General features: G+C 64.2%; 12 protein-coding genes and 1 pseudogene. 6 read left to right on the forward strand and 7 right to left on the reverse strand.

The window, feature by feature from the left end:
* On the forward strand, positions 1-1521 hold a 1521-nt coding region (locus EN745_RS20700), incomplete at its 5' end, for a molybdopterin-binding/glycosyltransferase family 2 protein (RefSeq protein WP_127422128.1).
* Positions 1522-1553: 32 nt separating this feature from the next.
* Positions 1554-2450 carry an alpha/beta hydrolase gene (locus EN745_RS20705; RefSeq protein ID WP_127407446.1) on the forward strand — a complete coding sequence of 299 codons (897 nt, stop codon included), beginning with the start codon at positions 1554-1556 and terminating at the stop codon, positions 2448-2450.
* Between the two features lie 19 nt (positions 2451-2469).
* Here the strand turns inward: EN745_RS20705 and EN745_RS20710 are convergent, their stop codons facing one another.
* Positions 2470-3507, reverse strand: coding sequence for a DUF1176 domain-containing protein (locus EN745_RS20710; RefSeq protein ID WP_127422129.1), 1038 nt, complete (start codon positions 3505-3507; stop codon positions 2470-2472).
* A 116-nt stretch (positions 3508-3623) separates the two neighbouring features.
* On the opposite strand from EN745_RS20710, the gene EN745_RS20715 reads away from it, so the two are divergent.
* Positions 3624-4127, forward strand: coding sequence for a DUF1993 family protein (locus tag EN745_RS20715; RefSeq protein WP_127422130.1), 504 nt, complete (start codon positions 3624-3626; stop codon positions 4125-4127).
* 49 nt (positions 4128-4176) lie between these two features.
* On the opposite strand, the gene EN745_RS20720 is transcribed toward EN745_RS20715, so the two are convergent.
* Both EN745_RS20720 and EN745_RS20725 read right to left on the reverse strand, forming a co-directional pair.
* Positions 4177-4341 carry a hypothetical protein gene (locus EN745_RS20720; protein WP_126054817.1) on the reverse strand — a complete coding sequence of 55 codons (165 nt, stop codon included), beginning with the start codon at positions 4339-4341 and terminating at the stop codon, positions 4177-4179.
* 30 nt (positions 4342-4371) lie between these two features.
* A complete protein-coding gene (locus EN745_RS20725; protein WP_127406987.1) occupies positions 4372-4554 on the reverse strand; it encodes a hypothetical protein in 183 nt (60 codons plus the stop codon).
* Positions 4555-4714: 160 nt separating this feature from the next.
* Between EN745_RS20725 and EN745_RS20730 the strand changes: the two genes are divergently transcribed.
* The 3 genes from EN745_RS20730 (at position 4715) to EN745_RS20740 (ending at position 7671) form a co-directional block, all read left to right on the forward strand.
* Complete coding sequence (locus tag EN745_RS20730; protein WP_126054816.1) at positions 4715-5182, forward strand: hypothetical protein; 468 nt, start codon at positions 4715-4717, stop codon at positions 5180-5182.
* Between the two features lie 116 nt (positions 5183-5298).
* Positions 5299-6366 carry an aldo/keto reductase gene (locus tag EN745_RS20735; RefSeq protein ID WP_127406985.1) on the forward strand — a complete coding sequence of 356 codons (1068 nt, stop codon included), beginning with the start codon at positions 5299-5301 and terminating at the stop codon, positions 6364-6366.
* Positions 6367-6405: 39 nt separating this feature from the next.
* A complete protein-coding gene (locus EN745_RS20740; RefSeq protein WP_127422131.1) occupies positions 6406-7671 on the forward strand; it encodes a cysteine desulfurase-like protein in 1266 nt (421 codons plus the stop codon).
* Between the two features lie 60 nt (positions 7672-7731).
* On the opposite strand, the gene EN745_RS20745 is transcribed toward EN745_RS20740, so the two are convergent.
* From EN745_RS20745 to EN745_RS20760, 4 genes and pseudogenes are all read right to left on the reverse strand, one after another.
* Entirely contained in the window at positions 7732-8760 is a 1029-nt protein-coding gene (locus EN745_RS20745) for a histone deacetylase family protein (RefSeq protein WP_127422132.1), read from the reverse strand.
* On the reverse strand, positions 8757-9254 hold the full coding sequence (locus tag EN745_RS20750) for a GNAT family N-acetyltransferase (RefSeq protein ID WP_245487781.1): 498 nt from the start codon (positions 9252-9254) through the stop codon (positions 8757-8759). The genes EN745_RS20745 and EN745_RS20750 overlap by 4 nt, the downstream gene beginning before the upstream one ends.
* Positions 9255-9350: 96 nt before the next feature.
* A complete protein-coding gene (locus EN745_RS20755; RefSeq protein ID WP_126054811.1) occupies positions 9351-10280 on the reverse strand; it encodes a 3-keto-5-aminohexanoate cleavage protein in 930 nt (309 codons plus the stop codon).
* 14 nt (positions 10281-10294) lie between these two features.
* A pseudogene (locus EN745_RS20760) lies at positions 10295-10488 on the reverse strand (aspartate aminotransferase family protein); the annotation flags it as partial.

Here is a 10488-nt window from a genome sequence, read left to right on the forward strand (position 1 = left end):
CAAAGACTGAGCGCCGATGACCTGTCGGTGCTGAAAGCGGCCGGCATTTCCGAGGTGGTCGCGGCCGTGCTGGCGCCCGACGATCTCGACGAGGACGCCGCGGCGGAACGGATCGCCGCCGGCATGAGCCATCGCAACGTGGAGGCCAAGCCCGCCGCGACCGGCCGGGTCAATCTCCACGCCAAGGCGGCCGGCGTCTTCACCGTCGACCGCGCGATGATCGACGCCATCAACGCCATCGATCCGACCATCACCATCGCCACGCTGGCGCAGCATGCGCCGGTCGAGAAAGGCCAGATGCTGGCTACGGTCAAGATCATTCCCTTCGCCGTCGCCGGCAGCCTGGTCGATCGGGCGGCAAGGATCTGCACCGATGGTGAGATCTTTGCAGTCAACGCCTTTCGGCCGATGCGGATCGGCGTCATCCAGACGATGCTGCCCGGCGTCAAACCGAGCGTGCTCGACAAGACGCTGCGCATCACCGAAGCGCGCCTGACGCGCTCGGGCAGCCATCTGACCGCCGAGCGCCGCACGCCGCACGAGGTCGCGCCCGTCGCGGAAGCGGCGACCTCGCTCGCCCGCGACAACGACATGGTGGTGATATTCGGCGCCTCGGCGATGAGCGATTTCGCCGACGTCGTCCCGGCGGCGATCGAACACGCAGGGGGCAGCGTGGTCCGCGCCGGCATGCCCGTCGATCCCGGCAACCTGCTGGTGCTGGGCACGCTTGCCGGCAAACGCATCATCGGCGCGCCTGGCTGCGCCCGCAGCCCCAAGGAGAACGGCTTCGACTGGGTGCTCGACCGGCTGATCGCCGGCCTCGACGTGACGGCCGGCGATATCGCCGGCATGGGCGTCGGCGGGCTGCTGATGGAGATACCGACCCGGCCGCAGCCGCGTGAGCCGGCGACTGCAAGAGCCCGGCCGAAGGTCGAGATAGTGCTTCTGGCGGCGGGGCGCTCCAGCCGCATGGGCGGGCCGAACAAGCTGCTGGCACTGTTCGACGGCAAGCCGCTGGTGCGCCGCGCCGCCGAGAGAGCGCTGGGTTCCAGGGCGGCAAACACAATTGTCGTCACCGGCCATCAAAGAGAGCGGGTGCGCGGCGCGCTTTCCGGCCTCGATGTGATCCTGGCCGACAATCCCGATTTCGCCGACGGCCTGTCCTCGTCTCTCAAGGCGGGCATCGCCAGGGTTTCGGCCGAGGCCGCCGGCGCCATGATCGTCCTTGGCGACATGCCCGGCGTGTCCTCCGCCGATCTCGACCGGCTGATCGAAGCCTTCCGCAGATCCGGCGGCCGCTCGGTGGTGCGTGCCGCCCACGACGGCCGGCGCGGCAACCCGGTCCTGCTGCCTCGTTCGCTGTTTGGGGCTATCGCCCATCTCGAAGGCGACACCGGCGCGCGCCACCTGGTCGAAGCCGGGGGCCTTGATGTCGTCGATGTCGAGATCGGCAACGCCGCCTCGGTCGACGTCGATACGCGCGAGGCGCTGGAAGGCGCCGGCGGCGTGCTGCAGGATTGACAAAGCGAAGCCGAAGCACGCATGCCTGCGGCATGGCCAATCGCTTTCAAGTCTCCCGCACGCTGTTAACCGTGATCGCTCTTTTGCTGTCCGCAGTTGATGCCGGCGCTCTCGAGCTAAAACCCTACAAGGACGATCTGTTCGCCTATCCGGCGACGCTGTCGTCCGGCGACAATGGCGCCTACACCGTCATCGACTATCGCGAGATGCGCGACATCAACCAGCGCGACGAGGTGCCGGAAAAGCGCGTCCATGGCGAATATACCGACACCGGCGTGCGCAAGCTGCAGCAGGACCTGATGCTGAAGACGGACGCGGGCGATGTCAGGCATGTTGCCGTCGGCAAGACCGAGGGCGCCGGCATCATCGTGCTCTACCTGCACGGGCAGGGTGGCAGCCGAAAGCAAGGTGTCGACGACTTTACCTTCGGTGGCAATTTCAACCGCCTCAAGAATCTGATGGCCGCCAATGGCGGCCTCTATCTGTCGCCGGACTTCCCCGATTTCGGCGACAAGGGCGCCGCCCAGGTTGCGGCGCTGATCAATCACTACGCCGAGAAGTCGCCGGGCGCGAAGATCTTCGTCGCCTGCGGCTCGATGGGCGGATCGCTGTGCTGGAAGCTTGCCGCGCGCAACGACACCGGCCGACGCATCGACGGGCTGCTGCTGCTCGGTTCGCTGTGGGATGAGAGCTTTCTCGCCAGTCCCGCCTTCAGGCGCCATGTGCCCGTCTTCTTCGGTCAGGGCAGCAAGGACCCGGTATTTCCGGTGGAAAAGCAGGAAGCCTTCTTCCGCTCCATCATTGCAAAGTCAAAAGCCTATCCCTATCCGACCCGCTTCGTCCGCTTCGAGACCGGCACGCACGGCACGCCGATCCGCATGACCGACTGGCGCGGCACGCTCAACTGGATGCTCTCCAAGGCGCCGTGACGTTGATACCGGGATTGCCTCAGGGCGCGGTGTTGTAGTCGACGACGGCCTGCGGGTTCTGCTCGCCATCGTATGATGCATCGACGTCGTACTGGACCAGGGAAAAATCACCGTTGCGGAACAGGTAGGTTCCCGACGACGAGGCATCGCCGACGCCGCGCCACTTGTTGAAGGTGGTGATCGTCTTGGTGGCGTCGTCGTAAGCGGAATTGACGGCCCAGCCTGTCGCCTGGAAGCCGACGACGTGCATGCTCTCCACCTTGCCGTCGCTGTCGTTGTTCGCGTAGCGGATGTCCATTTCGGGCTCGGCGAACTGCAACTGCCTGACGCCCGAGACGTCGTCGTAGATGTAGTAGATGGAGCTTTCATTGTAGGCGGCGGCCGAGCAGGCGAAATGGAAGAGCCGCGTCTCCCGCTCGGGGTCGCCTTCGGCCGCGCTCTTGTCCTTGTATTTGATCGAAAACAGCTCGGGCTCCTGCTCGAACAGCTCCTTGTCGCACTGGCCGGCATAGGTGGCAGCGAACGCCTTCTTCGCCTGCTCCAGCGCCTCGTCCTTCTTCGGCGGCGGCGGGCCGTCGCCGCAGCTTGCCGGCACGGCCTCTTCGAAATCGGCGGTCGATGGCTTCAGCGCGCCCTTGTCGATGAAGATCGGCTGGAACGGCGGTTCCTGGATCTGGCCGTTGACCTGGCGCAGCGTATAGCAGCCGGCAAAGACCTTGGCCTCGCCCTTCTTGTCGGTCGCCTGGATGGCGACCGGGACATTGTAGTAGATGCTGCCGGCCGCACCCTCGTCGGATACCGCGCCCGTCTTCACCTCGACCGTATCGGTGCCGTCATAGCCTTTGACGAACGCGTCGAAATCCTTTGCCGGCTTGGTATCGCCGTAGTAGCCCCAGGCGCGGGCGAATTCATGCCGGTTGATGGCGCTGTAGAGCGAGCGGATGACAGCGGCAGCGTCCGAGCGATCGTCGATATAGGGTGGGTCGGCGGCGAGCGCCTGCTGGCCCGTTACGGCGATGGAGAAGAAAGCGGTCGCTGCAAGAAAGGCGCATCTCATCGGGATCCTCCACTCCAGATGGAAACACCTAGCATGGTGATTGCGGCGGCGCGGTGACGCTTGAAGAATCGCTTGTGGAAGCGCTAGCTCCCGTCGCTCGACTGGGAGAAAGCAAGATGACGATTTCGATGTATGACGCCTCGGTGCCGGTGTTTTCGGCCAGGCTGAAGTCACTCTCCAATATGCTGTCGCTGGCCGAACAGAACGCGGCCGATCGCAAGATCGACCCGCAGGTCTTTCTGACCGCGCGGCTGGCCCCCGACATGTTCGCGCTGACCAGGCAGGTGCAGATCGCCACCGATCACGCCAAGGGCGCGCCGTCGCGGCTCGCCGGCCGCGAAGTGCCGAAATACGAGGACAATGAGGCGAGTTTCGCCGACCTGCAGGCTCGCATCGCCAAGACGGTCGATCATCTGGCGACGTTTTCGGCAGCCGACCTGAATAACTCGGAAGAGCGCACGATCGAACTCCGGCTTGGCGGGCGGGAAGTCTCGATGCCGGGCTTGCAATACCTGCTCCACGCCGCCATGCCCAACTTCTATTTCCACGTGACCACCGCCTACGACATCCTGCGGCACAATGGCGTGCCGCTCGGCAAGGCGGTTTTCCTTGGACGTTGAAAGTTTTGAGGTTTCCCGGTGCTGCCGGGAAACCTCTTGCTGGACAGACTCAGCGCGTGGACATTTCGCGCGCGATGCGCGGGAAATCGGCTGGCTTGATACCGATGTCGGCGCGGTCGGCATTGCTCATTGAATGCAGCAGCGCCAGGGCTGCGCGGTAGCGCTGATGGTCCTGCGGCCGCGGCCGCGCGAACATTTCGGTGAAGAACCCCATGATCCATGGCCCCTAGTTGGTCCTCCCGACTCAAACATATAGGGCGAATGTTAAAATTGTGCAGTGCAGCAATTGCATGGCAGCCATGCCCGGACGATTCTTTTCGTCACAATCGATTTTTTTGAAACTTTTACGGTCTGTCGAACGTAGGCGTGGTGCCGGCACGTTGCCGGCTTTTTCCTCGCCACTCCTGGCGACCTTGCCGGGCTGCATGAATGCAGTCCGGCTTTTTTGCTATGCGAATGGCTAAACTGGTTAACGTCGAAGGCATTCATTTTTAACGAGCAAGCTCTATGGTGCGACCGTCTCACATATGTGCTTGACGAGACGGGAGGCTGACATCGGCACCGGAGCCAAGCGGGATTTCGCGTCCTTGCTCGACGATCTCTTCGTTGCCTCCGACAAGGTCGAGGCGGGCGAGGAGGCGGCGGCGCGGCCGACCATTCCGTTCGACTATCTCTCGGTGGCCGATGAGCTCCATTCCGGCCGCATCAAGGTTTCCGGCGAGACATTCGCGGCCGAATATCGTGAAGCCGGCGCCGACCTCGCCGCCGAGTTCGCCGCTCTGCTCGATCAGGCGAAGCTGGCGCTGGCCGGCGAGCAGGCAAGGCCGGAGGAAAAACTGCCGCCGATCGACCCCGACGCGATCGCTGCCGAACTTGGCCTCGATCATCCGGTGAAGAGCGCTGACCTTGGCCGCATGCGGCGCAGTTTCGCTTTCGCCAACCACCCGGACCGCGTTGCCCCGCATCTGCGCCAGCGCGCCATGATCCGCATGCAGGTGGCCAACATGCTGATCGATGAAGCGAAGCGGCGCGCCATGGCCGGAGCCCGGCCCTAGCCCTTAAGAGTTCACGCAAAGTCGTCTGGACCGGGTTGGAGAACACCCGCGCTTTGCAGTATGCTCGGGCTTCCTCCCCGCGCCGTCGCGCAAAGTTCCCCGCCGGAGAAACCCCCATGCACAAACGCCGTCTCGGTCGGACCGATCTTCTTGTGTCGCAGATCTGCCTGGGCTCAATGACCTGGGGCCAGCAGAACACCGAGGCCGAAGGCCATGCGCAGATGGACCTGGCCTTTGAGCGCGGCGTCAATTTCATCGATACGGCCGAGCTGTACCCGATCCCGCCCAAGGCGGAGACGCAGGGGCGGACCGAAAAGATCATCGGCAGCTGGATGAAGGCCAACGGCAATCGCGACAAGGTGATCATCGCCTCGAAGGTTGTCGGCCGCACCGGCAACACCTGGTTTCGCGGCGACCGCCCGTCCAAGCTCGCGCGCGCCGATATTTTCGATGCGGTCGAGAAGTCGCTGACCAAGCTCGGCACCGACTACATCGATCTCTACCAGATCCATTGGCCGGAACGGGATATTCCGTGGGGCGCCAACCCGACCCGCGTCGGCGCCGTGGCGCGACGGGCCGACACCGAAGGCGCTCCATCAGGCGAGACACCGATCGCCGAGACGCTTGGCGTGTTCGACGAGCTGGTGAAGGCCGGGAAGATCCGACATTTCGGCTTGTCGAATGAGAGTTCCTGGGGCGTCATGCGCTACCTTGCCGAAGCCGACAGGGGCATCGGCCCGCGGCCCGTGTCACTGCAGAACGCCTATAACCTCGTCAACCGCACCTTCGAGGTGAACCTGGCCGAGGTTTGCCAGCGCGAGGAGATTGCTTTCCTTCCCTATTCGCCGCTGGCGCAAGGCTATCTAACCGGCAAATACGATCACGGCGCGCGCCCGCAAGGCTCGCGCTCGCAGCTCTTCAACCGCGGCCAGCGCTACGAGACGCCGAATGCGGCGCAAGTCCTGCTCGAATACAACACCTTGGCGCGCTCCTTCGGCATGGAGCCGGCGATGTTCGCCAATGCCTATGTCTCGAGCAGGCCCTTTGTCACCTCCAACATCATCGGCGCGACGGCCATTTGGCAGCTGGAAATGGCGCTGTCCTCGGTCGAGGTCAGATGGACCGAGGAGATGCAGAAGGCGGTCGATGCGGTTCATCAGCGCGTCGGCAATCCGTGTCCTTGACCAGAATTGTCCAACGATAACAAAAGGGAGGGGACGGCAATGAATTTTCCAATCGAAACCGTGCGGGGAAGATTTCCGGCGCTGTCGCTGACCGACAAGGGCCGCCGTCGCATCTATCTCGATAACCCGGCCGGCACCCAGGTGCCGCAAGCGGTGGCGGACGCGGTGTCGCGATGCCTGCTCACCACCAACGCAAATCTCAGCGGCTTTTTCGAAACGACGGTCGCCGCGCAGACGGTGGTCGACGACGCGCATGCGGCGATGGCCGATTTCCTCGGTGCCGCGAGCCCAGAAGAAATCATCGTCGGCGCCAACATGACGACGCTGACCTATCACATGTCGCGCACGCTCGGCCGCGCCATGAAGCCCGGCGACGAGATCATCGTCACGCGCATGGACCATGAGGGCAATGTCTCGCCCTGGCTGCAGCTTGCCGAGGACCTTGGCCTCGTCGTGCGCTTCCTGCCGTTCGACGAGAAAAGCTGGCAGCTTGAGGAGGCGGCATTGCGCGCGCTGCTTTCGGAAAGGACGCGGCTCGTTGCGCTCAACTACGCCTCAAACCTCACCGGGTCGATCAACCGGGCGAAGGCGCTGACGGCCGTAGCCAAGCAGGCAGGCGCGCTGGTCTATGTCGATGCCGTGCAGTTCGCGCCGCACGGCCTGGTCGACGTGCAGGGGCTCGGCTGCGATTTCCTGGTGTGCTCAGCCTATAAATTCTTCGGCCCGCACATGGGCATCCTGTGGGGACAACGCGACCTCATTGACACGCTCAAGCCCTACAAATGCCGCTGCTCGTCAAACGGCCTGCCGGAACGCTTCGAGCTCGGCACGCCACAGATCGAGCTGATGGCCGGTCTCACCGCCGCTGTCGACTATTTCGCCGATCTCGGTGCGGCGGCCGGCGAGGGCGGCGCGCGGCGGCAACGGATCGCCAGGGCGTTCGAAGTGTCGATCGCCTACGAAAACACGCTGGCGCAGAAACTGATCGACGGCCTGTCCGGTATTTCCGGCCTGGCCATCCACGGCATCACCGATCCGGGCCGGATCGGCGAGCGCGTGCCGACCGTGTCCTTTACCATCGAGGGCATCGCGCCGGAGACGATCGTGCGGCAGATGAACGGCGAAAACATCTTCCTCTGGTCAGGCCACAACTATGCCTGGGAGATCGTCCACCAGCTCGGCATTCCGGCCGGCGAGGGCGTCGTTCGCATCGGCATCGCGCATTACAACACGTCGGACGAGATCGACGAGACGCTGGAAAGCGTGCGCCGGGTCGTGGCCATGCTGAGGCAGCAGCGAGCCTGAGCCACGTTGCCTTCACGCAATTCCGGACGGGAAACCGCTACGCACTTTTCCTGGAATTGCTCATCGCTGCTTGCCGCCGAAGCCGGTCAGGAAAGCAGTGAGGTTGTCGCTGAGCGCGTCGCACAGATAGCCGCCCTCCTGGACGATCACCGTCGGCAGGCCGAGCCCGGCGATGGCCTCGCCGATGCGCGAGAAGCCGGGCGTTGTGACGGAAAGGCCAGCGAACGGATCGCCCTCGAAAGCATCGAGCCCGAGCGCCACGACAAGCGCCTCTGGCGCGAAGGCGCGGATGCGCCGGAAGGCGGTCGCGAGCGCTTCGAGGAACGCAGCGTCGCCGGATTTGCGCGGCAGCGGCAGGTTGAGATTGTAGCCGAGGCCGGCGCCTTCGCCGCGCTCATCCGCATACCCCCAGAAGAACGGATAGAAGCGCAACGGATCGGCATGCAGCGACACAGTGAGCACGTCGGGCCTTGCATAGAAGATGCCTTGCGTGCCGTTGCCATGATGCAGGTCGACATCGAGGATCGCCACACGTGCTGCGTTCCTTCGGAGCACCTGCGCCGCGACCGCCGAATTGTTGATGAAGCAGAATCCTCCGGCGACATCGGCGAAGGCGTGATGGCCGGGCGGACGGCAGAGCGCGTAGGCCGAAGACGCGCCCGCCATCACCGCTTCGGCCGCCTCAACGGCGCTCCAGGCGCTCCACAGCGAGCTGTTCCAGGTTTCGTCCGAGATCGGGCAGGCGGTATCCGCCATATGGTAGCCGGCCTGGCCAACGGCAGATGCGGGATAGGAACCGCCACGGGCGATCGGATGGATGTTGGGGATGACTTCCGCCGAGGCGCCTTCGATACGCTGCCAGCGCTCGAAAATATGCTCAAGGAAGTCGAGATATTCGGGCGTGTGCACCGCCGCGACCGGAGCCAGCCCATGGTTCCGCGGCCGTTCGATCGTCGAGCCGGCGGCTTTCGCGCCGGCCAGCAACCTCTCGATGCGCTCCGCCTTTTCCGGATTCGGCTGCTGGGCGCCGCTGGAGAGAAAAGCCTTGGGATCGTGGCGCTTCTGTTCCTCGGCATAATAGGTTTTCATGCGTTGTCCTCTGGTGCATCCGCAAAGGCGAAGAACGCCTCGCCAGCGATTTTCTGCGCCTGTTCGTAGCTCGACCAGCCAATGCCCAGCCTTTCATAAAAGGCCTTGGCGGTTTCGTTGTCGGTGTCGACGGAGAGCCGGAGATAGACGCCGCCTTCAGCGCGACATTCCTTCGCCACGCGCCGCAGCAGTTTTTCGCCGATCCGGCGGCCGCGAAAGCGGTCCTCGACATAGAGGTCCTGCACATAGACGCCAGGCCGGCCCATCCAGGTCGAGAAGATCGGAAAGTGCAGGCAGAGCCCCGCGAACTCGCCGTCCACCTCGGCGATCAGGGCGGAGAAGGCCTGCTTTTCGCCGAAGCCGTAGCGGCGAAGGTCATCCGCTGTCGAGGTGATCTGCTGATGCGCGCCGATATGGGCGCTCATCTGCAGCAGCGCGGCATGGATGGTTTCGGCGTCGTCGATACGGCCGAGCCTGATGTTGACTGTACTCACGACAGGCAAGGCGCCAAGGCACCCTCCTTGAGGGGGAGATGGCCGGCAGGCCAGAGGGGGGTAGGACTGGGCGCTATCATCTCACCCCACCGCACTTCAAAACGCCACCCGGTCGCCGCCCTTCAGTGCCAGCATCTCGCGCGCTTCCGCGGGCGTCGCGACCTCCAGCGACAGGCCATCCAGCACCGAGCGGATGCGCCGCACCTGATCGGCGTTCGACTTAGCCAACTGCCGCCCATCGTAGAGGCTGTCCTCCAGCCCGACGCGGACATTGCCGCCCATGGCGGCGGCGATCGAGATCAGCGGCATCTGGTGGCGGCCGGCGGCGAGAACCGAGAATTGGTAGCTGTCGCCGAACAATTTGTCGGCGATGCGCTTCATGTGGATGAGATTGTCGGGATCGGGGCCGATGCCGCCTAAAATGCCGAGCACAAACTGGAGGAACAGCGGCCCCGACACCAGCTCGCGATCGCGCAAATGCGCCAGCGAATAGAGGTGGCCGACATCGTAGCATTCGAACTCGAAGCGCGTGCCGCAGCCCTTGCCGAGCTTTTCCAGCACCGTCTCCATGTCGGCGAACGTGTTCCTGAAGATCGTGTCGCGCGTGGCTTCGAGCAGCTTCGGCTCCCACTCGTGCTGCCACTCTCGCGGCTTGTCGAGCATCGGGAACAGCGCGAAATTCATCGAGCCCATGTTGAGCGAGCACATTTCGGGCTCGGCCCGGAGCGGTGCGGCGAGCCGCTGGTCGAGCGTCATCAATGAGGAGCCGCCGGTGGTGATGTTGATCACCGCATCCGTCGCCTGCTTGATGCGCGGCAGAAATTGCATGAACACATCCGGGTCGGCCGTCGGCCGTCCATCCCTCGGATCGCGGGCGTGCAGATGCAGGATCGAGGCGCCGGCTTCGGCGGCGGCGATTGCGTCTGCGGCAATCTGGTCTGGTGTGACGGGCAGATAGGGCGACATGGACGGCGTATGCACCGAGCCGGTGACCGCGCAGGTGATGATGACTTTTCTCGTCGCCATCTTGTTCTACCCCTTCAGGTTTCGACCGGCAGGTCGAGTTCGGCGGCGAGCGCTGCCAGCGAGTCGCCGATGATGGCGATCATCTCGCCGATCTGCTCGCGCGTGATGATCATCGGCGGCGCGACCATGAACTTGTCGCCGTCGACGCCGCCCTTGACCTTGCGGCCGTAGATGATGAGGCCGCGTTCATAGGCGCTGGCGAGCCGGC

Origin of the sequence: Mesorhizobium sp. M4A.F.Ca.ET.022.05.2.1, from assembly GCF_003998845.1 — a bacterium.
Classification (GTDB): Bacteria; Pseudomonadota; Alphaproteobacteria; order Rhizobiales; family Rhizobiaceae; genus Mesorhizobium.

Bases quoted from the DNA above. Each gene is read 5' to 3' on its own strand.
- EN745_RS20705 (WP_127407446.1), top strand. From the start codon at position 1,554: ATGGCCAATCGCTTTCAAGTCTCCCGCACGCTGTTAACCGTGATCGCT.
- EN745_RS20710 (WP_127422129.1), bottom strand. From the start codon at position 3,507: ATGAGATGCGCCTTTCTTGCAGCGACCGCTTTCTTCTCCATCGCCGTA.
- EN745_RS20715 (WP_127422130.1), top strand. From the start codon at position 3,624: ATGACGATTTCGATGTATGACGCCTCGGTGCCGGTGTTTTCGGCCAGG.
- EN745_RS20720 (WP_126054817.1), bottom strand. From the start codon at position 4,341: ATGGGGTTCTTCACCGAAATGTTCGCGCGGCCGCGGCCGCAGGACCAT.
- EN745_RS20725 (WP_127406987.1), bottom strand. From the start codon at position 4,554: ATGCAGCCCGGCAAGGTCGCCAGGAGTGGCGAGGAAAAAGCCGGCAAC.
- EN745_RS20735 (WP_127406985.1), top strand. From the start codon at position 5,299: ATGCACAAACGCCGTCTCGGTCGGACCGATCTTCTTGTGTCGCAGATC.
- EN745_RS20740 (WP_127422131.1), top strand. From the start codon at position 6,406: ATGAATTTTCCAATCGAAACCGTGCGGGGAAGATTTCCGGCGCTGTCG.
- EN745_RS20745 (WP_127422132.1), bottom strand. From the start codon at position 8,760: ATGAAAACCTATTATGCCGAGGAACAGAAGCGCCACGATCCCAAGGCT.
- EN745_RS20755 (WP_126054811.1), bottom strand. From the start codon at position 10,280: ATGGCGACGAGAAAAGTCATCATCACCTGCGCGGTCACCGGCTCGGTG.